Origin of the sequence: Sphingopyxis macrogoltabida (genome assembly GCF_001307295.1) — a bacterium.
GTDB lineage: Bacteria > Pseudomonadota > Alphaproteobacteria > Sphingomonadales > Sphingomonadaceae > Sphingopyxis > Sphingopyxis macrogoltabida_B.
In genome coordinates, this window is the sequence record NZ_CP012700.1 from 4,302,994 (window position 1) to 4,329,468 (window position 26,475).

Consider the following 26,475-nt stretch of genomic DNA (forward strand, 5'->3'; position numbering starts at 1 on the left):
CTCCCCGGGCACTCATAGCTGAAGCTCCGCTCGTTCAAGCGCGTCTTCAGTTTCCTTGCGATTTATAGTCACGATATGCTGAGTGTATGGACTTTGCTTTGCAGCATCACCAAGCAAACCAAGGCGCTTCAATACATAGAAGAGCATCGCATAACGAACCGTGAGTACGTCGTTGCCGTGATCTAATCCGTAATCTTTGGCGACAACCTGCTTCTGACTGGCCGTCAGAGCGGGATGCGGACCAATAATCACGTCAAAATAATTGTTCCAGAGCCAGTCCCGCTCACCGAGTTCTCCCGGTTCACTCTTGGCGCCAGCATCCAGAACGCGTGGCAGCAGGAAATCTTTGAACTTATGCTCTAGATGGCAATAGGCTCGGGCGTGCCAGCGAAAACCATCATAGCCGAATGCGTGGGGGGTGATGCGACGCCAGATTGGGTCTGGCCGAGCCTTGTTCATCGACTGATAGAAAATGTCGATAGAGACGCCTTCGCGGGTGGCGTCGAGAATCTTGCGCAGGACAGCTATGTCTATGTCCCGTCGAGGTGCCATCGCGACATCAGCACCAGGAAAAACCGAAATCCACGAATCGCTTGCCGGCACAGAACCTTCGGCGATCGAACGAAGCTGCGAGAGGTAGATGTAAGGGTCAGGTTCAAGGAAACGCAGGACAAACCGTTCCGCGGCGACATAGCGCTTGGCGCGCGTGTCATATTCCATGTTGCCCGGAGCGCGCTCCTGATACAGGGCCAAATCCTTGGACGCCTGCGGCACCGACACCCCAAACGTCTCAACGAGGGCGGCGCGGTTTATAGAGCCCTCCCAGAACAGTCGGAACTCGATGAATTCGAGTCGGCGCTCCACCCCCCACTTCAGCACCGTCGCGGCTTCCGCCATCGTGTTCGCCTCACGCAAGTCAGAATCAAAACTATATGGACAATCCATAATAGTCCGTGTATTTATTATGCTCATTGCGGTCTGTCGTCAATGGGCGATCAGATTCGGGGCGGGAGGCAAAGCATGCGGCGGCAATGGTGGGAGCGCCAGAGCGCCGGCATGATTCTCAGCCCAAGGCGGAGTCCGGGAGGAGGAAGACGGTTATGGCCCTTTCGCATCGATCCACTCTGGTCGTTCATGGCCGCCTTGCCATGCGTGAGAGTCGCCTGGCGGCGGCCCGCAGCGGCCGGCACGGTCTTCAGATTATGTCCTTCGAGCAGGCCGCAGTTCGGCTGGCGGGCGGCTTTGCGCGGGCCATTGATGACGACAGCCTGCGTGCGGCTATCCAAGCAGCTCTGCCCGCTACCCCGATGGGAGAACTAGAGGAAATCAAGGCGCTTCCGGGCATGATCGATGCGGCGGTCGACACGCTTCACAAAGCATGGCGTGCGGGCATCGATCTTGCCACTCGCGCGGCCGACCATCCACGTCTCGCCGCTTTCGCGCGCCTGGAAGCTGCCGTCCTCGAACAGCTTCCGCCTGGCATGATGCGACCTCTCGACATCGTCATGGCCGCAACCGCCCGTATCGCCCATGCGCAGACGGTCTTTGGTTCGATTGAGATCGCTGGCCTTACCGAACTCTCGCCCTGCTGGCGGCCGTTGCTCCAGGCCCTGACGGCTCATATCCCCGTGCAATGGACGGCCGGCCCAAGAAGCGTGCCAGCGTGGCTGGAGGGCACTGGCGTCACGATCGCGCGCGCACCGGAGCAGACGCCGGGGGTCAGTTCCGTTAGCGCGGCGACATCCTATCACGAGGCCATTGAAGCAATGCGCTGGGCTCGAAGACTACTCTCTTCGGGCGTATCGGCCTCGGAGATCGCCATCGCGACCGCTTCGCCCGCAGACTACGATGATCATTTCCTGGCCCTGCGCAACGATGCCAATATAGACCTGCACTTCGTCCATGGTATCCGCACTGTCACTACCCGCGAGGGTCAGGCTGCTGCTGCGCTGGCCGACATTGTGATCCGCGGCCTGTCGCAGTCGCGGCTACGCCGCCTCGCAGCGCTCTGCCGGGACAGCGGGCCTTTCGAGACCCTTCCCGAAGGCTGGCTGCGGGTGCTGCCGACCGATGCGCCGCTTTCGACCGCGGAAGCATGGAATCGCCTGCTGGCCAGGCTGACGCCGGAGGATTGGCCCGACGGCGCCGACCATGTTGCGGCGCTACGCATGGCAGTCGAGATCCTTGTGAAGGGATCAGAAGCCGCCAGCGAGATCGGAGAAGCCTTCCTCGCGGGCCGCGCTCTCTCGATCTGGCGCAAAGCTCTGCTCGCCGGTCCTGCTGCCTCGATCGATGCAACATTGGAAACCCTGAAGCAGGACGACGAACTGGAGGCGTGCGTCTCTATCGCCTGGATGCCGGCCAGCGCGCTCGCGGCATCGCCGCGTCGCTTCGTGCGGCTCCTCGGGCTCAATTCCTCGCGCTGGCCGCGCGGAATCACCGAGGATCGGTTGATCCCGCACCATATCATTCCGACCCCTGTGCTCGACCCTCTGCCAGTCAACCTCGCCGACCGCCGTGACTTCGAGACGATCCTCGCGACGACAGCCGATACCGTTGTCCTGTCGCGCGCCCGGCGTGACAGCGACGGGCGTCTGCTCGGTCGCAGTCCTCTGCTCGCCGGGCGTGGCGACGAAACCTATCTGCGTCGCAACGCGACGCCGGCGCACGCCTTCAGCGAGACAGACCGCCTCATGGCCCGGCCCCAAGAGTTCGCCGCCGATCCGCAAGCAATCGGTGCGCTGAGTTGCTGGCGGGACTGGCGGCAGGCCGAGATCACACCCCATGACGGGCTCGTGCGGGCGGATCATCCGCTCGTTCTCGCCATCCTCGGCCGCACCCAGTCGGCAAGCTCGCTACGCCGTCTGCTGCGCAATCCGTTGAGCTTCGTGTGGGTCTATGCATTCGGATGGCGTGAACCGCAGAGCAGCGCCGAACCGCTCGTGCTCGACGCGCTCGGGACCGGCGATCTCGTTCACTTGGTTCTCGACCGCGCCTTGCGTGACCTCGAGACCGGAGAGGGGCTCGCCGACGCCGACGCCGCGACTATCGAAGCCGCAGTTGCGCAAGCTGCACAAGCCGTCGCCGCCGATTGGGAAAGCGAGCGCCCGGTTCCGCCAGCCGTCATCTGGAGCCGTACGCTTGAGGACGCTCGCGTGCTGGCGGGACGCGCCTTGGCTTACGGTGATGATGTCCTTCCGGGCACACGCTCTTATGGAGAGGTGCCCTTCGGTGGCTCCGAGCCGAAATCCGAGGCAGAGACGCCCTGGGATGCGAATGCGCCGGTCGCTATCCCCGAAACGGGCTTCAACATTGCGGGCTATATCGACCGGCTCGACATCTCGGGCGATGGTAAGCGCGCCCTCGTACGGGACTACAAGACCGGACGGCCGCCGCGCGGCGAGATACGTCTGAACGGTGGACGCGAGCTTCAGCGCTGTCTTTACGCCTTCGCGGTGAAGGCGCTTCTCGGCGACGATGTCGCCATCAGCGCCTCGCTGCTCTACCCGCGCGAGCCCGTCGATCTCCAGCTCGACGATCCCGAGGCCGTGCTGGCGGAGATCACAGGCTATCTGCGCGCGGCACGGTCGAGTCTCGCCGGAGGCGCGGCCCTGCCTGGCCCGGACACCGGCAGCGACTATGACGACCTCGCCTTCGCCCTGCCGGCCAATGCCAGCGCCACCTACTGCAAACGCAAAATGCCTGCCGCCACGGAGCGGCTTGGCGAAGTCGCTCAGGTCTGGGAGGCGGAATGATGAATAGCGTGTCCAAGGTACTGCAAGACGACGGTGCGCGCCGCGCCGCGATCAGCCTCCATGATCGCTCGATCCTGGTCGAGGCTGGCGCGGGCTCAGGCAAGACCGCCGTCATGGCTGGCCGCATCGCTGCCATGCTGGCCGAAGGCGTCGCGCCGTACTCCATTGCCGCCGTCACCTTCACCGAACTCGCAGCGAGTGAGCTGCTATCGCGTGTCCGCGAGTTCGTCGCCGATCTCTCGGTCGGCACGATTGCGACCGAACTGCGCGTGGCATTGCCTGATGGGTTGTCCCAGGCCCATCGCGACAATCTCGCCGCCGCCAGCGCAGCGATCGACGAAATCACCTGCTCAACCATCCACGGCTTCTGCCAGCGCCTGATTAAGCCCTATCCGGCGGAGGCAGACATCGATCCTGGCGCAGGCGTCATGGATCGTAACCAGGCCGATCTCACCTTCCTTGAGATTGTCGATGGTTGGCTGCGCGAACGCCTGTCGGGCGGTCAAGGCGGTGTCCTGGCCGAGATGGTGCTGCACAGCCCCGGTGAGACCGTGGCGCTCATCCACAAGATCACCGAGAATATGCGCCGTCGCCCCACACTCACAGCGCCGCCGGTCTCTCCACTTGACGGCCACCTCGCGGCGTTTCGGCAAGCCACAGCGGATTTCGCGAGCTTCATGGAAGGCGTGGCTGCGGCCGAGCCAGAAACGGTTACAATCGTCGAGCGGCTGACCGAAATGGCGGCCGACGTGGCGAACGGCCCTAATCCTGCGACGCCTGCGGGCCTTGTTAGGCTCCTGACCGCGCGACCACACCCGGACCTTTGTACCAAGACCGGCACTTTCGCGTCCTACCGCAAAAAGGGCAAATGGGCCGCTACAGCCAAACAGGCTGGCCTCTCCAAGGCCGATGGCGACCGGCTGAACGACACCGCCGAAACACACTACACGTCTTGTTGCGACGCTTGGGTTACATTGACGCAGGCCGTCGCCGGTCATGCCCTGGCCGCGCTGATCGACGAAGCGCGTCCGATCCTGCAACGCTACCGCGACCACAAGCGCGCCAGCGCCCACCTCGACTTTGACGATCTGATTTTTGCTGCTCGCGACTTGCTCCGCGACCATGACGCCGTGCGCCAAGCTCTGGGACAGCGTTTCGCCCATGTCCTCGTCGACGAGTTTCAGGACACCGACCCCCTGCAAACAGAAATCTTCTGGCGGTTGTGTGGCGAGCCGGTCGATGACCATGATGACTGGACGCGGTTCCAAATCCGGCCGGGGGCGCTCTTCCTGGTCGGCGACCCCAAGCAGGCGATCTATCGCTTCCGGGGCGCCGATGTCGGCGCCTATGTGCAGGCACGTGATGCCTTCCGCGACCAGGACGCCGACAGTCTCCTGTCGATCTCAACCAATTTCCGCTCCTGCGCCTCGATCCTCACATTCGTCAATGAACGCTTTGAGGCCGTTCTCTCGGCCGATGGCCAGCCGGGCTTCACCGCTCTCGACCCGTTCCATGACGATCGGGGCGGCCTGTGCGTGGCGGCTCTAGACATCGCCGTGGCCGACGAAAACGGCAAGGCCAGCGCCGAACAGCAGCGCGACGCCGAAGCCGATGCTATCGCCGAGCTGTGCGCCCGGCTGATCGAAAGCCACCCCATCATCGACCGTCGCAGCGGCGCAGAGCGCCCCTGCCAGCCGGGCGACATCGCCTTGCTGGCGCCAACGGGCGCGGAGCTGTGGCGCTATGAGGAAGCCCTCGAACGCCGCGGCATCCCTGTCGCGACCCAGGCCGGCAAGGGGCTGTTCCGCCGCCAGGAGGTGCAGGATCTGATCGCGCTGACCCGCGTTCTGGCCGACCGCCGCGACACGCTCGCGCTCGGCGCGGTGCTGCGCGGGCCGCTGGTTGGCCTCACCGAAGAAAATCTGCTGGACATCATCTGGGGACTTCCCCGCTCGGAGGAACAACCGGATCGGATTCCGCGCCTGGACCTCAGCATCGACCCTGCTTTCATCATGCATCCGCTCGCGCGCGATGTCATCGAGCGGCTGCAATCGCTCTCCCGGCGCGGCAACAGCACGACCCCGCACGAGCTACTCTCGCAGGCCGTAGACGTGTTGCGCGTCCGTCCGCTTCTCCTTGAGCGTCACCGCGGTCAGGCCGAGCGCGCGCTCGCCAATGTCGATCTCTATCTTAGTCTGTCGACTGGCTACGCTGTGCGCGGCCTGCGCGCCTTCTCCGAGGCGATGACAGCCGCGTGGTCCGACGAGGCCCGCGCAGTTGAGGGACGACCCGACGCGCAGGAGGAAGCGGTAGCGCTCTTCACCATGCACGCGGCCAAGGGGCTGGAATGGCCGATCGTCATTCCGATCAACACCATGACCGGCGTCATGGCGCCCGACAACGCCATCATCGAACGTCAGACCGAGACCTTCTATTGCCCAGTCCTGGGTGTTACGCCCGAGGGCTACGAAACAGCGCGCCAAGCAGAGAAGGATGAGCTGGACCGCGAACGTATCCGGCTTTGGTATGTCGCGGCCACCCGCGCCCGTGAACTCCTCGTCTTGCCTCGGCTCGATGTCACACCCTCGAAATCGGCCTGGATCGGTCTCGTCGACCTGTCGCTGGCCGACCTGCCAGGTCTGGACGTATCTCACCTGCCTGCCGATCTCGCAGCCGCCGGTGCGAGCGCAGACAACACCCAGACACGCGTGAGCTTTGCCGAGGAAGCCGAAGCCATCGAAGCCGCGCAGGCGCGGTTGACCTGGCTTGCGCCCAGCCGTGACGAAAATGCCGCCGGGACCGTACTGCGAGAAGAAGAAACCTCCCTCTGGACGGGATCGTCCGATGACCCCGGCCCCGTGCTGGAAACCGCTGCCCTCGTACAGGGCGGCCGCGAGCGCGGGCTGATCCTCCACAAGCTCATGGAAGAGGTGCTGACAGGTGAAGTCCAAGAAGCGGAAGCCGCCCTGACCAAACGAGCTGGCGAGCTTATCCGTGCCCTCGGCAAGGCTCCGGCTGCCGACGCGGCGACAGGACTGTCGGCGCTGGAATTGGCGGCCTGTGTGACCCGAACTCTTGCTTTGCCTGAAATCAAAGCCTTGCGGCCGGAGCTTGTTGCCGAATTTCCTGTCTACTCCGCACAGATGTCCGACGGCGTGGAAATCGCAACGGCCGGGATCGCTGACGCCCTGACCCTGATGGCCGAGGGCCGCCCCGCCGTCGTCGTGGACTGGAAAAGTGATGTGACGGCGGCGGCGGAGACACTCGATCATTATCGCGCGCAGGTGAGGGCCTATCTCGACGTGACCAGAGCAGAGCGCGGCTTGATTGTGCTGATGACACCCGGAGTGGTCATACCAGTTCTGCCCTCACAAAGCTCCGCGTTGTAACGCTGTTCAAGCAGGCAATCTTATTCGAACATCAAACACAATTACTTTGGTGCGGGGAAGGCAACAGGAACGATGAGCGTATTAGATACGGTGCATAATCCAGATCGTTTTATGGCGGATCTTCGCCAGATCTTGTCACAAGGTCGCAAACGCATTGGTGTTCTAATCGGCGCGGGTGGCCCGCTATCCGTAAGAGTAGATGCACACGGCAAACTTGACCCCACAGGTCAGCCGCTGATCCCGGGCGTAAATGTTCTGACAGATCAGGCGTTGGTTCACCTTACTGGAACGGAAGCAACCGCAGCGGCTGCAATCCGCAACTCGCTGCCGGATGGCGGCAACATCGAGACCATATTGTCTAAGGTTCGTCTCCTTCAGACAGCGCTGGGGGACACGCCAATGCACGGGCTGGATGGTGCAGGCTATGCTGGGTTGGGGAAGTCGATTTGCGCAGCTATCGGAGAGATCGTCGGCGCCAAGCTACCTGAAGGTCGAACGCCATATCACGAACTGGTATCTTGGGTGAGCGGTACGCAGCGGGCCCATCCCATAGAAATATTCACGACAAACTACGACCTATTGATTGAATCCGCCTTTGAGCAGGCAAAAGCACCGTATTTCGACGGCTTTTCTGGGGGGCATGCACCCTTTTTTGATCCGGTCACTGTAGCAGGCAACGATTTGCCCCCGCGTTGGTCGCGCGTTTGGAAACTGCACGGATCACTCGGCTGGAAAAGTGAGAATGGTACTGTGGTGAGGAGCGGAGGTGCAGATTGTACCGAACTCGTATACCCGGACCACCTGAAGTACGATCTCACTCAGAAGCAGCCTTATGCGGCGCTGTTCGAGAGACTGAAGCGGTTTTTGCTGACCCCGGATACGGTGCTTCTGACGACGGGATTTTCGTTTCGAGATGCCCATATCTGTGCAGTGCTGGGCGAGGCGCTCGCAATGAATGCCAATGCAGCGGTCATGTTAGCGTCCGCGCTCGTGGTGTAATTTCCGGTGTAGGCGATGGTGTATTCCGGGGTGGGGCATGCCCCACCCCGGAATGCGGCGTCGCTGGTGGCCACCGGGTTCATCGTTATGGTGGAGTTTGCACACTTCAACCGTGACGAAGAGGAGTTCCCGATGACCGAGGACAGATTACTGATCGAAGAGCTGGCTGCAAAGGGCGGCCAACCGGATTTTTTGCGCACCATCGCCGAGAACGTGCTGCAGCTGATCATGGAGGCCGACGTTGATGGCCTGATCGGCGCGGGTCGCCACGAACGCAGCAGCGAGCGCGCGACCTGGCGCAACGGCTATCGCGACCGTTCGCTGGATACCCGGGTAGGCACGCTGAACCTGAAAATCCCCAAGCTGCGTGCTGGGTCCTATTTTCCGGGCTTCCTTGAGCCCCGCAAGATGGTCGAGAAAGCGCTGGTTGCGGTGATCCAGGAAGCGTGGATCGGCGGGGTCAGCACCCGGCGGGTCGATGAACTCGTCCAGGCCATGGGCATGACCGGCATCTCCAAGTCCACCGTCTCCAAGCTTTGCAAGGACATTGACGAGCGCGTCCATGCCTTTCTGAAACGCCCGCTCACCGGCGAATGGCCGTATCTCTGGCTCGATGCCACCTATCTCAAGGTACGCGAAGGCGGGCGGATCATCAGCGTTGCCGCAATAATCGCCATGGCCGTCAACACCGAGGGCCGGCGCGAGATCGTCGGCCTGCATATCGGCCCCTCGGAAGCGGAGGTCTTCTGGTCCGACTTCCTGAAGGACCTTGTTCGGCGCGGTCTTACCGGCGTGAAGCTGGTCATCTCCGATGCTCACGAGGGCCTCAAGGGCGCGATCACCCGCGTCATGGGCGCCACCTGGCAGCGCTGCCGGGTGCACTTCATGCGCAATGCCCTGTCCTATGTGCCCAAGGGCCAGAACACTGTCGTCGCCGCCGCGATCCGCCAGGTCTTCCTGCAGCCCGATCAGAAAAGCGCAACGCAGGTCTGGCGACAGGTCGCCGACCAGTTGCGCACCCGTTGGCCCAAGCTCGGCGCCTGCATGGACGAGGCCGAAACCGACGTGCTCGCCTACACCGGCTTCCCCACCCAGCACCGCACGAAGTTACACTCAACCAATCCGCTCGAGCGGCTCAACAAGGAGGTCAAGCGCCGCGCCGACGTCGTCGGAATCTTCCCGAACGAAGACAGCATCATCCGCCTCGTCGGGGCTGTGCTGATGGAGCAGAACGACGAGTGGCAGCTCCAGCACCGATACATGCAGATCGAAGGCATGGCCGAACTCAACCAACCCATGATCGAGGAGGAAAATCAGCCCCTACACATCACCGCCAAAGCCGCCTGACGATGGCCCACGGCCACAGCCGAAATTACACCACCTTGACGGACGCGACCGCGGTCATTGCGTTGCAATTCCAGACTCTTGCTGAAGAGGAACCCGCACGGAAGCTTGCGTTCGAACACCCAAACCTATCAGTTTATGCCTCAGATGCTGCTGTGATCGGCGGTATTCCTGGACAGTGGCGATTGGGTGATTTGCCCAAGAACTGGGGGGATATCCGTTCCAGTTTCTGGGGCAAACGTGGCAGCGGAGATGCCTTTCTCCTGGGCGACTTTGCAAGTTTTAGTCGCTTCTGCGCGCTGTCCTACTCGCCGGACCTGGCTCGCCAAGCTGCCGCGGGTCTCGCGATTGACGACACTGATCCGAGTGAGGTGCCGGCATGAGTGCAACCGACCCTACTTATCTCGGAAGGGTAAGTGCTGTTTCCGGCTCGACCATCACCGTAAGGCTGGCAGAATCCCTCTCGTCCGGACTGGCAATGATAGCTGGTCATACCTACCGCGTCGGTCAGGTCGGGAGCTTTGTCCGTATACCTCTTGGCTATCAGGACCTCTACGGTGTTGTTGCCGAGATTGGGGCGGGAGCTGTGACGGATGCCGTAGCCGTTCTGGAAGCCGACGGGCAGGACACCGGGCGCTGGATGCGGGTCGAACTGGCTGGCGAAGCCACAGGCGAATATTTTGAGCGTGGCCTCAGTCAACATCCCAATGTTGATGATGCAGTCCATTTGGTGACCCAGAAAGATCTCCTCCGCATATATGGCGGGACAGAGGAAGATCAGGTCGAAATTGGAACGCTTTCAAGCGCCGAGAATATCATTGTGCGGCTGTCACTCGACGCGCTTGTAACTCGCCACAGCGCCATCGTCGGTTCGACGGGCGCAGGTAAGTCAACAACCGTTGCGAGTATACTGCGTTCCATAGTTCGCTCGTCGGAGAGTGTAGCCACTAGCGGCGCCCGGATACTTCTATTGGATGTGCACGGGGAGTATTCCGCTGCACTCGGAGATCTCGCCAAAACGTTCAGTGCTACGCCGTCCCCCGGTGAGGAGCCTCTGTTTGTGCCCTATTGGGCGCTGGAAGCTGAAGAACTGCTCGACTTCGTCGCTGGCAGCCTCAGCGACAATCATCTGATGGCGTTTACCGACAAGATTCAGGAGTTGAAGCAAAACCGGCTGGGCGCTGGCGCACTGCCCGGGCTCGACCCTCAATCCCTCACGGTTGACAGTCCGGTGCCGTTCTCGCTGAAGCAGCTCTGGTATGACCTGATTGACTTTGAAACAGCCACATTCACCGGGCCGCAGCGCGACCAGCCTGCACTCGAAGCGGCGGGCAACCCGGAAACTTTAACCGCTCCTCGATACACGCCGCACGCTATGGGAGCTGCTGGGCCGTTCCTCAATCAGGCCGCTAAGGGCATCCGCCGCCCGATTAACCTGCTGCGCTCTCGTCTTCTGGACCGGCGGTACGACTTTGTCCTCCATCCCGGCCCTTGGGAGCCCGACCTCGCCGGGCAAACGGCACAGGATCTTGATACGCTGCTCGCCGGCTGGCTTGGTCACGACCGTCCAATCACAATCCTTGATCTCTCCGGCGTACCCAGCAGCGTCTTGGTCCGGCTGATTGGTTCCATACTCCGCGTTGTCTACGAGGCGCTCTATTGGAGCCGGGAAAAGACAGAAGGTGGCGTGCTCCGGCCTCTGCTGATCGTGATGGAGGAAGCCCATCGGTACGTGGGCCCAGATAGCGGCAATGTCGCTGCGGATGTCGTGAAGCGCATCGCAAAAGAGGGTCGCAAGTACGGAGTTGGAGCCATGCTCGTCTCGCAGCGCCCTTCCGAAATCGATGAGACTATCCTCTCCCAGTGCGGGGTGCTGTCTGGGGAGTGGTGGAAATTCGCGGCTGGCGATCTCCGGTGCGGCGAAGGTTACGCGATCATGCGGCGAGATCAATGGACGTGGCGGCGAGGGGCTCGGCGAGCGTCTCCCAGCCATCGACCTTGCGCATGACGATCTGACCAGAGGCCAGCAGCGCCCAGAACAGCATGGGCGCGGTCTCGGCCTCGGGCAGGACGGTCTGGGTCTTGATGCGTCGCCTGAACTCCTCGTGCAGCCGCTCGACGGCGTTGGTGGTCCGGGCCGATTTCCATTGGCCCGGCGGCAGGCGGGTGAAGGTGAAGAGCCGGTCACCGGCCTCCTCGAGGCTGTCGGCGACGGCCCGGCACTTCAGGCGCCATCTGCGCAGGAAGGCCTTGCGGCGGCCTTCCACGTCGGCGGCGGTCTCGGCGTAGATCATGTCGCGGTAGTCGTTGGTCAGCTCGTCATGGAGCCGCTTCGGCGCATGCGCGAGCAGGTTGCGGTGCTTGTGCACCGTGCACCGCTGGACCGGAACGTCAGGCCAGAGCGCCGCCAGGGCGGCCTCGAGCCCGGGCGCGCCGTCGACGATGACCAGTTCGGGCGCGTTCAGGCCGCGGCGGGTCATGTCCTCGAGCAAGGCGGTCCAGGCGGCAGTGCTCTCACCGCCCATGTTCTTCAACGCCAACAGCACCTTCTGGCCGTCCCGGCGCACGCCGATCGCCACCAGCAGAGAGATCGCCGTCGCCTTGCGGTCGATCTTCGCCCGGACCACCGTGCCGTCGAGAATGAGCCGGACGATGTCCTCATCGCGGAGATCCCGAGCGTTCCAGGCCTCCCAGTCGGTCCGGAGCTTGCGCCAGGTGCGGCTGACCACATCCTTGCCCACGGCACCGTCGAACAGCGCCGCCAGGGCCCGGCGCACCCGGCGCGTGTTCGTCCCCGCGAGATAGGCGCCGGCGATCAACGCCTCGGCCCGCTTCGTCAGTCGCTGATAACGGCGCAGCGCCTTCGAGCGCCATTCCGCCGTCCCGCCATCCTCGCGCACAAGCCGCGCCCGCGGCACGCGGACCGTCTCGGCGCCGAACGTGCCGATCACCTGCCGAACGCGGTGGCCGTTGCGCCAGCCGAGCCCGACCTCATCGCCGCGCTCGTAGCGGCCCCGCCCGAGCGCGGCCGAAAGCTCCTCCTCAAGGATCTCCTCGATGAAGGCGCGAACCCGGCCGCGCACCTCGTCTTCCAGCGGATCGCTCCAGCCCGCACCGAAAAGTGGCGAGGGCGTCTGCATCGTCGTAGTCTCATCCATGGCGTGGTCTCCACGGCGGCGGCAACCGCCGTTCAGGGTTGGGTCAATGCCCGGAGACTACGCCAACCCCGAAACTCCACCACATTCGCGACAGCACCCAGTGCGGAACGCTCATAGCACTGCGCCTCTCCAACCCAGCCGATCGCGGCCGCGTGAAGGGTGCTCTTCCTGACAATTTATCAGGCCTCATGGACCTACTGCCAGTCTTGCGGACGGGGGAGACCATCATCTCTGGTGAAGCCGCACGACTGCCCGTGCGTTGCCGTGTATCGCTTCCCCCGGCAGATTGCTTGCCCCGCAGTTCTGACCCCGAAGTAAGCGCAGCTTGGCGGACCCGACGCGTGGCGGAAGGCTATGATCGCATGGTGGCGTCGTGGCGGGCGCAACGAACAACCGCTGTCGTACGGAACATTGCAATAGATCGAATTCCCATCAACGAAGATGAGCAATAGGAAGACACATGCTTAGAGACCCTGTTTCCTCCAGCAACATCGCGTCCATCGGCTACGATCCCGGTAGTGAAACGCTGGAAATCGAATTCACGAACGGCTCGATATACCAGTATTTCAACGTACCTGCCGGATTGCATGAGCAGCTAATGGCAGCTCCGTCAAAAGGGCAATTCCTCAACACCTATATCAGGAACGCTTATCCGTATTCCCGCGTTGGATAGGACCCGCACTGGTGCTGCCCAATGGCTCGCTTACGATGGAAAAGGCTTGCCCCTGACGGCAAGTCAACAGCTTGTTATCAAGCTGGCGTCCGACGGGCTTTTTTAAGTTCCAAAGCATGTCATTCGTAGATTAAGCAGCCGACGCCATTATGACGGTTACGACAAGCACGCTGTGAATTTGAAATTAGTTTAGGGGAGCGAGGCTCGACCCATCAAGCCAACCTCAAAAGAGGGTGGCGCACCCGACACGATTCGAACGTGTGGCCTCCACCTTCGGAGGGTGGCGCTCTATCCAGCTGAGCTACGGGTGCATCGTCGTTTTGATAGTGTGCGAGATCAACCAAGGTCAATCCCGAAACCAGTTACTCGAATCAACGTCATTCATGCGGTTCCGAGGGCCGCCAACTTCCGTCGTTCTTACTCTACAACCTCCTTAAAGTTTGCTTCCGTGGTGCTTCCGCGACCAAGAGAGCGATTTTCACAGTTCTATCGACTTCCACCAATTCCTTGGTTTCTATCGACATTTTCTACACCCACAACAAAGCCACTTGACTTACCTCTGCCTTCGGAGGGCAGCGCTCTATCCAGCTGAGCTACGGGTGCGCAGGCTGGGCCCTCTAGCAAGCTGGCGCGGTGCCAGCAATCAGATTGTCGGAGGTCGCCTGTGGTGAGGGCAATTTATTCGGCGCTATTCGAGCACCGATCCCGGCAAGGCGAGCAAGGCCGGACGGTAGGCGGTCGTGATTAAGGACAGCAGATGGCGACGGCCCGACTCGACAGCGTCGCGGCGGGCGAAGATCTGCTGGTGCCGGTGTGGCGGAACGGCGAATTGCTCGTCCGCCACGACTTCGACGCGGTGCGGAAGCGGTCCGAAGGCCGTAACGGCTGATCGGTCGTGTGCCGATGCCGGCTTTGGGCGCCTGGTCCCAAAAGCCGGCATCCGGCAACCGGAGAGGTCAGACGATCAGTTCGACGAGATTTCCATTGTCGCCGGTGGAGATATGGAAACGACTGCCGGTAAACCGTTCGATGAGCGCAGCAGCGGTGTTGCTATGCTCGCTGAGCTTGACCGTCGTAAATCTCCCGCCGCGCGCGATGGCCATCGGCAAGAGAAGCTGATCCTGCAGATAGGGGCCGGCAAAGGCGTCCGACGCGAGATAACCCGCCATGCGCCGCGCGGCCGTCGTCGCCAGCCGCTCCGCGGGAACGCCAAGCTTCCCGAACCCCGACACCAGTTCCGTTACGTTGTCGAAGCGAGCCTCTAGCAGCAGCGCGTTGCCGGGTCCCTGATCGGCCGGAAGCTGACGCGTCACGAACGCCTCCGCGGGCCAGCCGGAGAGGGTCTTCTGGGCGCTTTTCAGCTCGCGGTCGGCGATGTCGAACGGAATGCCTGCGACGATCGCGGTTGCCTGCACCGACACGGCGCGGCCGCGATCGACACATTCGATCGCCCGCAGCGGCGCCGGCGCGATATCGATCTCGATCCGGCCACCGCCGCGCGGGAAAAAGCCATGGCGGACAAGGCGTGCCGACACGGTCGGTCCCATGCGATTTATCACCGGGAGCAGCGTACGCTCCAGAAACTCGAACGGCGGCGCGGCGATCGCGTGCGTCCCGCCTTCGATGACGAGACGCGACGGGGCATCGGCCGTCATCAGCGGCACGAGCACCGTCTGGAGGACAAGCCCGGTGCTGCCGGCGGTACCGACCGCGAAATGATAGTCGCCCGGCGTCACGCGTCCGGGACGGAAGGATATACCGTTCGATCCGACGGCGAGGCCGGAGCATTCGGCGCCGCCGATCACGCATGCCGCCTCGATCGCGGTCACATGCTGGCGCATGAGCCCCGGCTTTTCGCGTCCGCCGCGGATATTCTCGATCGTGAAGGGCTGACCGGTCAGCAGCGACAACGCGCACGCATAGCGCAGCACCTGCCCCCCGCCTTCGCCTTCCGATCCGTCGATGATGATCATTATTCTTCTACCAAATCCAGAAACAGGTCGTTCGCTTCGGCTGCGAAGGCCTCGCTCGGCGGACGCGCCGGGACCTCACCGGCGCGCGCCAGCTCATCCGCGATCAGCGCCTCGATCTCGGGCACGCGCGCGATCAGACCCGCTTCGCGCGTGCTCGCCTTGAGCGTCACCAACCGCTCGATCTCCTCGGCGGTCGACGGCGTCAGCGCTGCCTCGGCCATCAATTGCTGCAATTGCATGGGCGGCCGGCGCGACGGGTCGCGCCGCAGCACGCGGATGGCGAGGGCCGGGCGCAGCGCATAGAAATAGCGCTTCACCGCGACTTCGCCGGGATCGCTCAGCCAGCGCGCGATCGCGGTCCTGCCGAGCTTCGCATAGTGCAGCGCGAACCCGTTCGGGTCGAAATGGCGGTCCTTGAGTTCGGCCATCCGCGCGATGACTGGGTCGGGGTCGCGATACCGGATCGGCGATCCGACCCATTCGGACAGCACCGAATTATTCTTGAGCATCAGCCCCAGTGCCTTGCGAATGTCCCAGCCGTTAAGATCGATCTCGTCGACGATTTCCCGCTCGATGACGTCGCGCACCGGGCTCAGCGCCAGATAGTCGCGGCGCGGCCGGACATAGAGGAGCGCACGTCATAGTCGCTGTCAGGCGAGGGAAAGCCCCACGCACGCGACCCCGATTCGATCGCAAGGAGCAGGCGCACGTCCTCTTCGCTCGCCAGCCTGCCGAGACGATGGTCAATCTCTTGCCGAACGATGGGATCGATCGCGGTGGATACGGACAATGACATGATTTTTCCCCGATGGCGGCGTGAACGGGATCACCCCTTCACGCACACCACCTGCTTCAGCGTGTGGACGATCTCGACGAGGTCGGCCTGCGCCGCCATCACCGCCTCGATCGGCTTGTACGCCTTCGGCGTCTCGTCGATGACGCCTTCGTCCTTGCGGCATTCGACGCCCGCGGTGTCGGCGATATGCTCATCGAGAGTGACGAGCTTTTTCGCCGCGGTGCGGCTCATGACGCGGCCGGCGCCATGGCTACAGCTATCGAAGCTTTCGGCGTTGCCCAGCCCGCGCACGATGAACGATTTCGCGCCCATCGAACCCGGGATGATCCCCATCGTCCCCTTCGCCGCACGCACCGCCCCCTTGCGGGTGACGAGCACATTCTCGCCGAAGTGATTCTCGCGCGTCACATAATTGTGATGGCAGTTCACCGCTTCGGCCTCGGCCTCGAAGGGCTTGGCGATCTGGAGCCGCAGCGCCGCGATGACGTTTGCCATCATCAAGCGCCGGTTCAGCGCCGCAAAGTCCTGCGCCCAGCCCACCGCCTCGACATAATCGTCGAAATGGTCGGTCCCTTCCGGGAAATAGGCGAGGTCTTCGTCGGGCAGATTGATGAACCATTTGCGCATGTCCTGCTTCGCGAGGTCGATGAAATAGGTGCCGATCGCATTGCCGACGCCGCGCGAACCCGAATGCAGCATCACCCAAACCCGCGCATCCTGATCGAGGCACAGCTCGATGAAATGGTTGCCCGTTCCGAGCGTCCCCAGATGCGTCAGGTTGTTGGTGTTCTTCAGCCGCGGATGCTTGGCGACGATGCGTCCGAAGCGTTCGGCGAGCGTCGCCCAGGCGTCGATGATCGCGGCCGACGGGTCGCCCCACGAGCCGCTGTCGCGCTTGCCACGGCCAACCGAACGTCCGTGCGGCACCGCCGCCTCGATCGCGCTGCGGATGCCCTCCAGATTGTCGGGCAGATCGTGCGCCATCAGCGTCGTGCGCGCGGCCATCATGCCGCAGCCGATGTCGACGCCGACGGCGGCCGGGATCACTGCGCCCTTGGTCGGGATCACCGATCCGACGGTCGCGCCGATCCCGACATGGACGTCGGGCATCGCGGCGACATGCTTGAACACGAACGGCATTTTCGCCGCCTTGGTCAGCTGCGCACGCGCCATATCCTCGACGGGAACGCCGCGCGTCCACATCTTGACAGGGCGTCCGCCCTCGACATTCATCACTTCAAAGGTCGTCTGCGTCATCGCGGACCTCCTCGCTTTCCTTCTGGAGCAAGCTTTGCCGGGAGGCGAGCCTTGCCGAAAATCTTCACGTCGCGTTTCGGGCTTCGGGGGTGGCCGGGCGATTCCGGCCACCCCATCGCTCCACTCCATCGGGGGACGTGAACCCCGACGCCGAATGTATTGCAGGAGCTGTGCCAAATGACGATTTTCGTGCGATTTTTCTCTATATAGTTGTTATTAAATAATTTTATTTTCTGCTGGCGAAGGTATCGCGCATCGCCGCTTGGCATAATCCGATATTATGGTATCGTTTCTTATACTGTTGTATAAAGGTCGGCATGAAACCACTCACGGTCATCGGATTTCTCGGGTCGACGCTCGACGCAGCCAAGTTCGGCCCCTCGCGCTGGAACAAGTGGCGGCCGACGGTGAGCATATGCATGCAGGAAGACCTGCGCATCGACCGCTTCATCCTCATCCACGGCAGCTATCATCGCCGCCTGGCCGAGTTCGTCGCCGACGACATCCGTGACGTATCGCCGGAGACCGAGGTCGTGCCGCACCTCCTCGACTTCGACGACGCGTGGGATTTCGAGGAGGTCTATGGGAAGCTGCTCGACTTCGCGCGCGACTTCCCCTTCGATCCCGATGCGCAGGATTATCTGATCCATATCACGACGGGCACGCACGTCGCGCAGATCTGCCTCTTCCTGCTGACCGAGGCGCGCTACCTGCCGGGCAAGCTGCTCCAGACCCAACCGCAGCGCGGCGCGCCGCAACCGGTCGGGACGTGGGGCGTCATCGATCTCGACCTCTCGCGCTACGACAGCATCGCGACACGCTTTGCCGAGGCGAGTGCGGAGAGCGCCAGCTTCCTGAAGAACGGGATCGAAACGCGAAACGCCGCTTTCAACCGCATGATCGACGAGATCGAGCATGTCGCGGTGCGCAGCTGTGCGCCGATCCTGTTGATGGGACCGACGGGTGCAGGCAAGAGCCAGCTTGCGCGCAAAATTTATGAGCTCAAGAAGCTGCGGCACCGGACCGGCGGCGCTTTCGTCGAGGTGAACTGCGCGACGCTGAAGGGCGACAGTGCGATGTCGGCGCTGTTCGGCCACCGCAAAGGGGCGTTTACGGGCGCCGTGCAGGATCGTCCCGGCCTTCTGAAAACCGCCGACAAGGGCCTTCTCTTCCTCGACGAGATCGGCGAACTCGGTCTCGACGAGCAGGCGATGATCCTGCGTGCGGTGGAGGAAGGATGCTTCCTTCCCGTCGGCGCCGACAAGGAGGCGGCGAGCGATTTCCAGCTTATCGCCGGCACCAATCGCGATCTGGTCGGCGAAGTGGCGGCCGGGCGGTTTCGCGAGGACCTGTTTGCGCGACTGAATCTCTGGACGTTCAGCTTGCCGGGGCTGGCGCAGCGGCGCGAGGATATCGCTCCCAATCTCGATTTCGAACTCGAACGTTTCGCCGAACGCGAGGGGATGCGCGTGACCTTCAACAAGGAAGCACGCGACCGCTACCTGCGCTTCGCGGAAGATCCGGCCGCCTTGTGGCGCGGCAATTTCCGCGATCTCGCCGCAAGCATCACGCGAATGGCGACGCTCACGCCGACCGGACGCATCGACACCGACATCGTCGACGTCGAACTATCGCGCCTCCGCTCACTCTGGACCGGCACCAAAGACGATACCGATCGTCTCGGCACCCTGTTATCCGACGAGGCGCTCGCCCGGATCGATCCCTTTGACCGTGTACAACTCGCCTATGCGGTGGAGATATGCCGTTGCAGCGGCAGCCTGTCGGCGGCTGGACGAAAATTATTCGCGGCTTCCCGAGAACTTCGCAAATCGACAAATGACGCCGACCGCCTGCGAAAATATCTGGCCCGTTTCGATCTGGACGCATCAATCATCATGGCCACGAGAATCCCATGACGGCCAGCGCTCAATGATTTGGGGTGGGTCGCTTAGCGCAGCGTTCCGGTAGAGCGCGCCAGCAATGGCCTATCGACCGGACCGCACAGATGTGCCAAGCCGACGCGCGAAACGGGGCCGGGAACACGCGTGAAAGCATCCGAACAGCATTGGCCGATGGCCGCCGACCTGTATGGCGAGATGCAGCTCGAGGCGCATCCACCCGCACGGCATCGCTGGCGCGACTATCTGCCCGGGGTGCTCGTCACTGCGATCGCCGCGCTCGCCGCCGCCTGGCTCGCCGATCATTATGCCGCGCCGATCGTGCTGATGGGGCTGCTGATCGGGCTCGCGCTGAGTTTCCTGTCGCAGGATGCGCGCACCCACGCCGGGCTCGACCTGATGTCGCAAACCGCCTTGCGGGTCGGCATCGTTCTGGTCGGCGCCCGCGTCACCGCGCAGCAGCTTGCCGAACTCGGGCCGCTGCCCTTCGCGCTGCTCCTCCTCATCATGCTCGCGGTGATCGTCGTCACCGTCTCGACCGCGCGGCTGTTCGCGCAGGACCGCCACGCCGCGCTGCTGGCGGGCGGTGCCACCGCGATCTGCGGCGCGTCGGCGGCGCTCGCGCTTTATTCGCTGATCGGCGACAAGCGGGTCGATCAGGCGCGCTTCACGCTGACGCTGGTCGGGATCACCGTCGCGAGCGCGCTGGCGATGACGCTCTATCCGGTGCTCGCGGCGCAGCTTGGCCTGACCGATGCGCAAGCGGGTTTCCTGATCGGTGCCTCGATCCACGACGTGGCGCAGGCGATCGGCGGCGGCTTCTCCTTCTCGCCGCAAGCGGGCGAGGTCGCGACGATCGTCAAGCTCGCGCGTGTCGCGCTGCTCGCGCCGATGCTGATGCTCGTCGCGCTATGGCTCGGCCGCAGCGGCGAAAGCGACGGAAAGTTCCGTATCCCGCTCCGCCTGCCATGGTTCATTATCGGCTTTCTCGCCGTCGCCGCGGTCAATTCGCTCGTCGCGATCCCGCAGCCGGTGCAGGGCGCCGCCGCCACCGGGGCGCAGGCGCTGCTCCTGCTCGCCATCGTCGCCACCGCGATGAAGGCGCGGCTCCACCTGCTGCTCGATCAGGGATGGCGCAGCTTCGCGCCGATCATCGTCGCGACGCTGACCAGCTTCCTGCTCTCGCTCGCCGCGGCGCTCAGCCTGTGACGCCGCGACGTCACGCCAAATAGCGCAAATCACTCTTTCGGGAGCGCCCAGCTTACCGTGAGCTGCGTTGCCCGGCGCGGGATGTCGAGCTTGGCCTCGCTGAAATTGACCTTCTCGTTCGGCGGCAGCGTGCGCACCGGCGGCTTGATCGTCCAGCTATAGACGATCGTCCCCTGCGCATCGCGCAGCTCGGCGAGGATCGGCGGCACGCGCTGTTCACGGTCGGTCGGGTTGATGATCACCCCCGACGCGGCGAAATAGATCGTCCCGTCGGCGAGCTCGCGATGGTCCTGGTTCGGCGGCAGTTCGATGACCAGATCGGGCTCGTCGACCATCCCCGGAATGCCGAGCCCCTGTGCCCAGCCCGGCAGCCCGAACCAGTAGAGCGCGCCGGTGGCGGCGATCATCAGCACCGCGGCGCTCGCGGCGATCAGCGTCCAGCGCTTCGCCGGATTGCGCCGCGGGCGGCGGAAGGGCAGGGGCGCCTCGCTCGCAGCAACCGCCGCGGCGGGCCGCGGCGCGGGTTCGGCGGCAAAGGCCTCCGGCGGCGGCGGCGGAGCCGGTTCGACGACCGGGGCGGGCGCCGGGGGCGGAGGCTCGACCGGGGGAGAAGCCGGAGTTGCCGGTGCCGGTGCAGGCGCGGCTTCGGCCGGCGTCGCACTTGCGACCGGCGGTGCCACCGTCGCCGCGGCGGCGGGTTCCTGGAACCAGCTATGCCGGCAATTGGCGCAGCGGACGGTGCGGCCATTGGGTCCGATTGCCGTATCGGGCACGACATACCGCGTATGACAGGACGGGCAGGCAAGGATCATGCGTCACTCTAAACACGCTGATTCGCACCGTTGCAAGCGCCGCGTCGCGACAGCGAGGTTACTCCCCACTTTACCTCGCCCGGCAGCCGTGTAACAGGCAGCGGATGAGCGCCGCAGCGCCCCCGAACCTTATTCCGACGCCCGCGCGGCCTGACGCGCGCGTGACGCCATGACCGACGCCCTCAGCCCGCGCCCGGGCGGCGCGATGGTCGAATTCAACGGTGTCGGGCTGCGCTACGGCCCCGATGCCGAGGTGCTTTCGGACATCAGTTTCAATCTCCAGCCGGGCAGCTTCTATTTCCTCACCGGCGCTTCGGGCGCGGGCAAGACCTCGCTGCTCAAGATGCTCTATCTCGCGCAGCGGCCGAGCCGTGGCATCGTGCGGCTGTTCGGCGAGGATCTGGTCAGCATGCCGCGCCACCGCCTGCCTGGCTTTCGCCGCCGCATCGGCGTCGTCTTCCAGGACTTCCGCCTGATCCCCCATCTGTCGGCACGCGACAATATCGCACTGCCGCTGCGCATTTCGGGGGTGAGCGAAGAGGATCTGTCGGGACCGGTCGGCGAGATGTTGAGCTGGATCGGGCTCGACGAACGCGCCGACGCGCGCCCCGCGACGCTGTCGGGCGGCGAGCAACAGCGCGTCGCGATTGCGCGCGCGGTGATCGCGCGGCCGCAATTGCTCGTCGCCGACGAACCGACGGGTAACGTCGATCCCGACATGGCGATGCGCCTGCTCGGGCTGTTCGAGGCATTGAACCGCCTCGGCACCACCGTCGTCGTCGCGACCCACGATATCCATCTGATCAGCCGTATCGACAACGCCCAGATGATGCGCCTCGAAAAGGGGCGGCTCGCCGATCCGACCGGCGCGCTGCGCTATCCGCCGAATCGCGCATGATCATCCCGCGCGTCCCCGTCCAGCACCGCCGCCTGCTCCCCGACCGCCGCCTCTCGGGGCCGACGCCGTGGGTGATCGCGATATTGATGATGCTGACCCTGCTTGCCGCCGCCGCGGGGGTCGGGCTTGCGCGCTCGGCGAATGCGATCGGCAGCGCGATCGCCGGCCGGGTGACGGTACAGATCGTCACCGCCAATCCGGTGACCCGCGCCGAACAGGCGGCGGCGCTCCGCCGCCGCGCCGCCGCGCAATCCTTTGTCCGCTCGGCGCGCAGCGTCGACCAGCAGGAACTGCGGGCGACGCTCGGCCAGTGGTTCGGCGGCGAGGACGGCGGCGCGGGGGGCGACGACCCGGTGCTGCGGTCGCTGCCCCTGCCCGCATTGGTCGATATCGATTTCGTCGGCGAGGATCGCGCCGGGCATATGGAAGCGCTGCGCACGCTGGTCGCCCAGGAAGCTCCCGGTGCGCGCATCATCCCGCACGCCGAATGGCTGGGGCCGGTCGCGCGGCTGATCCGCAGCCTCGCGTGGGTCGCGGGGGCGCTCGTGCTGCTGATGACGCTGGCGAGCGCCGCCGTCGTGATCATGACCGCGCGCGCCGCGCTCGGCACCCATTATGCGACGATCGAGATGCTGCACCTGATCGGCGCAACCGACCGCCAGATCACTCGCCTGTTCCAGCGCCGCATCGCCATCGACACCGCTTACGGGATCGCGCTCGGCAGCGTCGTCGCGGCGGCGATCCTGCTGCTGATCGGCTGGCAATGGTCGGGAGTGACATCGGGGCTCGCCGCGACCGCGTCGCTGGGCCCGGCGGGCTGGGCGCTCTTGCTGGCGTTGCCGCTATTGGCTATCGCGCTCGCAGCCCTGACGGCGCGCCAGACCCTGCTCGCCGCGCTCAAGAAGATTTTATGATCAAGCGCCTGCTTTCCCTCCTGTTCCTGGCCTGGGTGCTCGGCTTCGCATGGTTCGCGCTGCTGCTGCCGCTCCCCGCCAAGGCCGAAAAGACCGACGCCATCGTCGTCCTCACCGGTGGCCCGGGCCGGATCGACCGCGCGCTCGAGCGGCTCGAAGCGGGCGACGCCAAGCGCTTGTTGATCAGCGGCGTCGCGCGTGAGGTGAAGCCCAGGGAGCTCGCCGCCGAATATAAGCGCCCCGAAGAATTGTTCGCTTGCTGCATCGCACTGGGTTTCGAGGCCGAAGACACGCGGTCGAACGCCACCGAAGTGGCGACATGGGTTGCACGGCGGGGCTACAAGAGCATCCGCCTGATCACCACCGACTGGCATATGCGCCGCGCCGAATATGAGATCGGCCGCGCGATCGGCGACAAGGTGACGATCCTCCCCGACGCGGTGCGCAGCCAGCCCAATTTCGCGACATTGTTCCGCGAATATCATAAATATCTCGCGGGGCTGGCGGGCGGGCTGCTCGGCCTGTAAACGCCCTTTCGTGCGCTACACCATCGCCCTCCTCCGCTCGATCCTGTTCTGGCTGCTGTTCGTCCTGATGAGCAGCTTCAGCTCGATCGGCGCGGTAATCTCGCTGCCGGTCTCGCACAAGGCGACGATCTGGTTCGTGCGCATCTGGGCGCAGTTCCACCGGCTGATCTGCCGCTTCGTGCTCGGCCACAAGATCGTCGTCGACGGCGAGATGCCCGACATTCCCGTCCTCTATGTCTTCAAGCATGAAGGCGCGTTCGAGACGATCGAGCAGCCGGGGCTCTTCAGGCATCCCGCGGTGTTCGCCAAGGAACAATTGTTCAATATTCCCGTCTGGGGGCAGGCGGCGCATTTCTATGGCCTGATTCCGGTCGACCGCGACGGCGGCGGCAAGGCAATGCGCGCCATGCTGAACGCTGCCAAGGCCGCGCTCGCCAAGGGCCGCCCGCTGGTGCTGTTCGCCGAAGGAACGCGCATTCCGCATGGCGAAGCGCCGCCGCTGCGCTCGGGCTTCGCGGGCATCTACCGCCTGCTCGGCGTGCCGGTGATCCCGGTCGCGGTGAACAGCGGCATCGCCTATCCGCCGCGCCGCTGGGTCAAATGGCCGGGGACGATCACCTACAAGATCGGCGAAACGATCCCCGCCGGCCTGCCGCGCGAGGAGGCCGAGGACCGCGTGTGGCGCGCGATCAACGCGCTGAACCCGCCCGGAGCCTTGCTGGAGGGATACAAAGCTCCTTGATTCCCGTTCGTGTCGAGCGAAGTCGAGACACGTGAAGGCAAAGGCGGTGCAAGCGTATCTCGACTTCGCTCGATACGAACGGAGGTTGGGCGCTTGGTTTTAATGCTTGCGCCCGAAGTCGGGCGCGGCGTCATCCTGCCCCTGTTCGATGATCGAGCGGCGGATTGCGCGGGTCCGCGTAAACCAGTCCTCGAGCTTGCCGGCGTCGCCGCGGCGGATCGCCTGCTGGAGAACGGTCAGATCCTCGTTGAAGCGCTGCAAGGTCGCCAGCACCGCTTCCTTGTTGGCGAGGAATACGTCGCGCCACATCACCGGATCGCTCGCCGCGATGCGCGTGAAGTCGCGGAAACCGCCCGCCGAATATTTGATCACCTCGCTCTCGGTCACTTCCTCGAGCTCGCTGGCCGTGCCGACGATCGTATAGGCGATGAGGTGCGGCAGGTGGCTGGTCACCGCGAGCACCATGTCGTGGTGCGCCGCATCCATCGTCTCGACCCGCGCACCGAGCGCCTGCCAGAAGCCGGCGAGCGCTTGGACGGCATCCTCGGGCGCTCCGGCGCCCGGGGTGACGATGCACCAGCGGCCCTCGAACAGGCTCGCGAACCCCGCCGCCGGACCGCTGTTCTCGGTCCCTGCGACCGGGTGCGCCGGAATGACGATATGGCCGGGCAGCGCGGCGCCGAGCGCAGCGGCGACCCCCGCCTTCGACGAACCGACGTCCGAAATGATCACGCCGTCGCGGAGTCCCGGCGCCACCGCGCGCGCCGCATCGGCCATGCCGCCGACGGGGACGGCGAAGATGACCAGGTCGGCGTCGGCGACCGCAGCGGCCGGCGCATCGACGATCGCGTCGCAGAAGCCGAGTTCGCGTGCGATGTCGCGCACCTCGGCCTTGGCGTCATGGCCGACGACCACCACCTGCGGCAACCGCTCCTTGACGGCGCGCGCGACCGACGAGCCGATCAGGCCCAAGCCGACGATGGCGACGCGCTCTATCGCCATCAGCCGTTCAGCACGGCGCGGATCGCCGCCGCGAGCCCGCGCGTTTCGTCCTCGGTGCCGATCGTCATGCGCAGCGCCTGCGGAATCCCCTGCCCCGGCAGCCAGCGGACGATATAGCCCGCCTCCATCAGCCGGTTGTAGACGGTCTCGGCACTCGTCTCGCCCTCGAACAGCACGAGCAGGAAATTGCACGCCGACGGCACGACGCGAATCCCGTGATTGCCGAGGCTTTCGAGTTCGCCGGTCAGCCACGCCCGCCACTTCGCATTATGCTCGCGACTGTGCGTCACGAAGTCGTCGTCGCCGAGCGCCGCGACCGCCGCGGCCTGTCCGGCGCGCGTAACGTTGAACGGCAGGCGGATTCGGTGCAGCGCCGAAATCACCTCGGCCGCCGCATAGCCCCAGCCGATGCGCTCGGCGGCAAGCCCGTGAATCTTGGAAAAGGTGCGCGTGACCAACACATTGGGCTGCGTCTTCGCGAGCTCGAGCCCGCCGTCGTCCTCGGCCTCCGACAGATATTCGCTATAGGCCTGATCGATCACGAACAGGACATTTTTCGGCAGCCCGGCGTAGAGGCGCGCGACCTCTTCGCGCGTCGCGAGCGTGCCCGTCGGATTGTTCGGGTTGGCAAGATAGACGACGCGCGTCTTGTCGGTCACCGCGGCGAGCAGCGCGTCGACGTCGGTCGCATAGTCGCGGTCGTCGGCCTCGACCGGCACCGCGCCGACCCGGCGCGCGGCGATCTCGTAGACCGCAAAGCCGTAACGGACATAGAGGATCTCGTCCCCCGCCCCGGCATAGGTTCCCGCGGCGAGATGGAGCAGTTCGTCCGATCCGTTGCCGCAGATCACCCGCGCCGGATCGAGCCCGAATTTCGCCGCGATCGTCTCGCGCAACTCGGCCGCGCCGGGATCGGGATAGCGCGACAGCGCGTCGGGGGCCGCCTGCGCCGCCGCGAAAGCTGCGCGGGCCCTTTCGCCAGTGCCAAGCGGATTTTCGTTCGCCGAAAGCTTTATGAGCGGACGACCGTCCGCACCCGCCGACTTGCCCGGCACATAGGGTGCGATACCGCTGATCCACGGCTTCGGAGTGAGGATGGCGCTGCTGTCGGTCATGCGGCGCCGTTTAG

The 26,475-nt window shown here is 64.3% G+C and carries 21 protein-coding genes, 1 tRNA gene and 1 pseudogene; 14 read left to right on the forward strand and 9 right to left on the reverse strand.

Features of this window, described 5'->3' with window-relative positions; all coding sequences use genetic code 11:
- Positions 1-12: 12 nt before the first annotated feature.
- Positions 13-897, reverse strand: coding sequence for a WYL domain-containing protein (locus tag AN936_RS19925; RefSeq protein WP_054589607.1), 885 nt, complete (start codon positions 895-897; stop codon positions 13-15).
- 203 nt (positions 898-1,100) lie between these two features.
- Here AN936_RS19925 and AN936_RS19930 point away from each other — a divergent pair, with 203 nt between their 5' ends.
- The 6 genes from AN936_RS19930 to AN936_RS19955 all read left to right on the forward strand — a co-directional run bounded on the left by AN936_RS19930 (position 1,101) and on the right by AN936_RS19955 (position 11,495).
- Positions 1,101-3,755: a PD-(D/E)XK nuclease family protein gene (locus tag AN936_RS19930; RefSeq protein WP_054589608.1), complete on the forward strand. Its 2,655-nt coding sequence runs from the start codon at positions 1,101-1,103 to the stop codon at positions 3,753-3,755.
- The gene (locus AN936_RS19935; RefSeq protein WP_234715655.1) at positions 3,752-7,144 is read left to right on the forward strand and encodes a UvrD-helicase domain-containing protein; all 3,393 of its coding nucleotides are present in this window, start codon (positions 3,752-3,754) and stop codon (positions 7,142-7,144) included. Before AN936_RS19930 ends, AN936_RS19935 begins: the two co-directional genes overlap by 4 nt.
- A gap of 72 nt (positions 7,145-7,216) precedes the next feature.
- Entirely contained in the window at positions 7,217-8,143 is a 927-nt protein-coding gene (locus AN936_RS19940; protein ID WP_201782944.1) for an SIR2 family protein, read from the forward strand.
- A gap of 132 nt (positions 8,144-8,275) precedes the next feature.
- Positions 8,276-9,490 carry an IS256-like element ISSpma2 family transposase gene (locus AN936_RS19945; RefSeq protein ID WP_006954973.1) on the forward strand — a complete coding sequence of 405 codons (1,215 nt, stop codon included), beginning with the start codon at positions 8,276-8,278 and terminating at the stop codon, positions 9,488-9,490.
- A 35-nt stretch (positions 9,491-9,525) separates the two neighbouring features.
- Entirely contained in the window at positions 9,526-9,870 is a 345-nt protein-coding gene (locus tag AN936_RS19950) for a hypothetical protein (RefSeq protein WP_201782945.1), read from the forward strand.
- Positions 9,867-11,495 (forward strand): ATP-binding protein, encoded by a 1,629-nt coding sequence (locus AN936_RS19955; RefSeq protein ID WP_201782946.1) that lies wholly within the window; start codon positions 9,867-9,869, stop codon positions 11,493-11,495. The genes AN936_RS19950 and AN936_RS19955 overlap by 4 nt, the downstream gene beginning before the upstream one ends.
- Here AN936_RS19955 and AN936_RS19960 read toward each other — a convergent pair.
- Positions 11,422-12,645, reverse strand: coding sequence for an IS256 family transposase (locus tag AN936_RS19960; RefSeq protein WP_054589611.1), 1,224 nt, complete (start codon positions 12,643-12,645; stop codon positions 11,422-11,424). The genes AN936_RS19955 and AN936_RS19960 overlap by 74 nt on opposite strands.
- 460 nt (positions 12,646-13,105) lie before the next feature.
- On the opposite strand from AN936_RS19960, the gene AN936_RS24330 reads away from it, so the two are divergent.
- Positions 13,106-13,318 carry a KTSC domain-containing protein gene (locus AN936_RS24330; protein ID WP_084758556.1) on the forward strand — a complete coding sequence of 71 codons (213 nt, stop codon included), beginning with the start codon at positions 13,106-13,108 and terminating at the stop codon, positions 13,316-13,318.
- A 234-nt stretch (positions 13,319-13,552) separates the two neighbouring features.
- Here the strand turns inward: AN936_RS24330 and AN936_RS19965 are convergent.
- Positions 13,553-13,629, reverse strand: a tRNA-Arg gene (locus AN936_RS19965).
- Positions 13,630-14,075: 446 nt separating this feature from the next.
- Here AN936_RS19965 and AN936_RS25810 point away from each other — a divergent pair.
- Positions 14,076-14,207: a hypothetical protein gene (locus AN936_RS25810; RefSeq protein WP_257719790.1), complete on the forward strand. Its 132-nt coding sequence runs from the start codon at positions 14,076-14,078 to the stop codon at positions 14,205-14,207.
- 67 nt (positions 14,208-14,274) lie between these two features.
- On the opposite strand, the gene rtcA is transcribed toward AN936_RS25810, so the two are convergent.
- The 3 genes and pseudogenes from rtcA to AN936_RS19990 all read right to left on the reverse strand — a co-directional run bounded on the left by rtcA (position 14,275) and on the right by AN936_RS19990 (position 17,344).
- Positions 14,275-15,291 (reverse strand): RNA 3'-terminal phosphate cyclase, encoded by a 1,017-nt coding sequence (rtcA, locus tag AN936_RS19975; protein ID WP_054589612.1) that lies wholly within the window; start codon positions 15,289-15,291, stop codon positions 14,275-14,277.
- A pseudogene (locus tag AN936_RS19980) lies at positions 15,291-16,087 on the reverse strand (DNA polymerase beta superfamily protein). Before AN936_RS19980 ends, rtcA begins: the two are co-directional and overlap by 1 nt.
- A 30-nt stretch (positions 16,088-16,117) precedes the next feature.
- Positions 16,118-17,344, reverse strand: a complete 1,227-nt coding sequence (locus tag AN936_RS19990; RefSeq protein ID WP_054589615.1) for an RtcB family protein — start codon at positions 17,342-17,344, stop codon at positions 16,118-16,120.
- A gap of 317 nt (positions 17,345-17,661) precedes the next feature.
- Here AN936_RS19990 and rtcR point away from each other — a divergent pair, with 317 nt between their 5' ends.
- Positions 17,662-19,260, forward strand: a complete 1,599-nt coding sequence (gene rtcR / locus AN936_RS19995; RefSeq protein ID WP_054589616.1) for an RNA repair transcriptional activator RtcR — start codon at positions 17,662-17,664, stop codon at positions 19,258-19,260.
- 129 nt (positions 19,261-19,389) lie between these two features.
- The gene (locus tag AN936_RS20000) at positions 19,390-20,451 is read left to right on the forward strand and encodes a YeiH family protein (RefSeq protein ID WP_084758558.1); all 1,062 of its coding nucleotides are present in this window, start codon (positions 19,390-19,392) and stop codon (positions 20,449-20,451) included.
- Between the two features lie 29 nt (positions 20,452-20,480).
- Here AN936_RS20000 and AN936_RS20005 read toward each other — a convergent pair whose 3' ends face one another.
- Positions 20,481-21,263, reverse strand: a complete 783-nt coding sequence (locus tag AN936_RS20005; RefSeq protein WP_054589618.1) for a zinc-ribbon domain-containing protein — start codon at positions 21,261-21,263, stop codon at positions 20,481-20,483.
- Positions 21,264-21,432: 169 nt separating this feature from the next.
- Here AN936_RS20005 and ftsE point away from each other — a divergent pair, with 169 nt between their 5' ends.
- The 4 genes from ftsE to AN936_RS20025 are packed head-to-tail and all read left to right on the forward strand — an operon-like array spanning position 21,433 to position 24,344.
- Positions 21,433-22,161, forward strand: coding sequence for a cell division ATP-binding protein FtsE (ftsE, locus tag AN936_RS20010; RefSeq protein WP_054589619.1), 729 nt, complete (start codon positions 21,433-21,435; stop codon positions 22,159-22,161).
- Positions 22,158-23,075 carry a cell division protein FtsX gene (locus tag AN936_RS20015; RefSeq protein ID WP_054589620.1) on the forward strand — a complete coding sequence of 306 codons (918 nt, stop codon included), beginning with the start codon at positions 22,158-22,160 and terminating at the stop codon, positions 23,073-23,075. Before ftsE ends, AN936_RS20015 begins: the two co-directional genes overlap by 4 nt.
- Complete coding sequence (locus AN936_RS20020) at positions 23,072-23,602, forward strand: YdcF family protein (RefSeq protein WP_054589621.1); 531 nt, start codon at positions 23,072-23,074, stop codon at positions 23,600-23,602. The genes AN936_RS20015 and AN936_RS20020 overlap by 4 nt, the downstream gene beginning before the upstream one ends.
- 10 nt (positions 23,603-23,612) lie before the next feature.
- Positions 23,613-24,344: a lysophospholipid acyltransferase family protein gene (locus tag AN936_RS20025; protein ID WP_084758559.1), complete on the forward strand. Its 732-nt coding sequence runs from the start codon at positions 23,613-23,615 to the stop codon at positions 24,342-24,344.
- Positions 24,345-24,443: 99 nt separating this feature from the next.
- Here the strand turns inward: AN936_RS20025 and AN936_RS20030 are convergent, their stop codons facing one another.
- On the reverse strand, positions 24,444-25,349 hold the full coding sequence (locus AN936_RS20030) for a prephenate/arogenate dehydrogenase family protein (RefSeq protein WP_054590445.1): 906 nt from the start codon (positions 25,347-25,349) through the stop codon (positions 24,444-24,446).
- Positions 25,346-26,461, reverse strand: a complete 1,116-nt coding sequence (gene hisC / locus AN936_RS20035) for a histidinol-phosphate transaminase (RefSeq protein WP_054589622.1) — start codon at positions 26,459-26,461, stop codon at positions 25,346-25,348. The genes AN936_RS20030 and hisC overlap by 4 nt, the downstream gene beginning before the upstream one ends.
- Positions 26,462-26,475 lie beyond the last annotated feature (14 nt).

Coding starts and splice junctions, on each gene's coding strand:
- AN936_RS19925 (WP_054589607.1), bottom strand. CDS start 897: ATGGCGGAAGCCGCGACGGTGCTGAAGTGGGGGGTGGAGCGCCGACTC.
- AN936_RS19930 (WP_054589608.1), top strand. CDS start 1,101: ATGGCCCTTTCGCATCGATCCACTCTGGTCGTTCATGGCCGCCTTGCC.
- AN936_RS19935 (WP_234715655.1), top strand. CDS start 3,752: ATGATGAATAGCGTGTCCAAGGTACTGCAAGACGACGGTGCGCGCCGC.
- AN936_RS19940 (WP_201782944.1), top strand. CDS start 7,217: ATGAGCGTATTAGATACGGTGCATAATCCAGATCGTTTTATGGCGGAT.
- AN936_RS19945 (WP_006954973.1), top strand. CDS start 8,276: ATGACCGAGGACAGATTACTGATCGAAGAGCTGGCTGCAAAGGGCGGC.
- AN936_RS19955 (WP_201782946.1), top strand. CDS start 9,867: ATGAGTGCAACCGACCCTACTTATCTCGGAAGGGTAAGTGCTGTTTCC.
- AN936_RS19960 (WP_054589611.1), bottom strand. CDS start 12,645: ATGGATGAGACTACGACGATGCAGACGCCCTCGCCACTTTTCGGTGCG.
- AN936_RS24330 (WP_084758556.1), top strand. CDS start 13,106: ATGCTTAGAGACCCTGTTTCCTCCAGCAACATCGCGTCCATCGGCTAC.
- AN936_RS25810 (WP_257719790.1), top strand. CDS start 14,076: ATGGCGACGGCCCGACTCGACAGCGTCGCGGCGGGCGAAGATCTGCTG.
- rtcA (WP_054589612.1), bottom strand. CDS start 15,291: ATGATCATCATCGACGGATCGGAAGGCGAAGGCGGGGGGCAGGTGCTG.
- AN936_RS19990 (WP_054589615.1), bottom strand. CDS start 17,344: ATGACGCAGACGACCTTTGAAGTGATGAATGTCGAGGGCGGACGCCCT.
- rtcR (WP_054589616.1), top strand. CDS start 17,662: ATGAAACCACTCACGGTCATCGGATTTCTCGGGTCGACGCTCGACGCA.
- AN936_RS20005 (WP_054589618.1), bottom strand. CDS start 21,263: ATGATCCTTGCCTGCCCGTCCTGTCATACGCGGTATGTCGTGCCCGAT.
- ftsE (WP_054589619.1), top strand. CDS start 21,433: ATGACCGACGCCCTCAGCCCGCGCCCGGGCGGCGCGATGGTCGAATTC.
- AN936_RS20015 (WP_054589620.1), top strand. CDS start 22,158: ATGATCATCCCGCGCGTCCCCGTCCAGCACCGCCGCCTGCTCCCCGAC.
- AN936_RS20020 (WP_054589621.1), top strand. CDS start 23,072: ATGATCAAGCGCCTGCTTTCCCTCCTGTTCCTGGCCTGGGTGCTCGGC.
- hisC (WP_054589622.1), bottom strand. CDS start 26,461: ATGACCGACAGCAGCGCCATCCTCACTCCGAAGCCGTGGATCAGCGGT.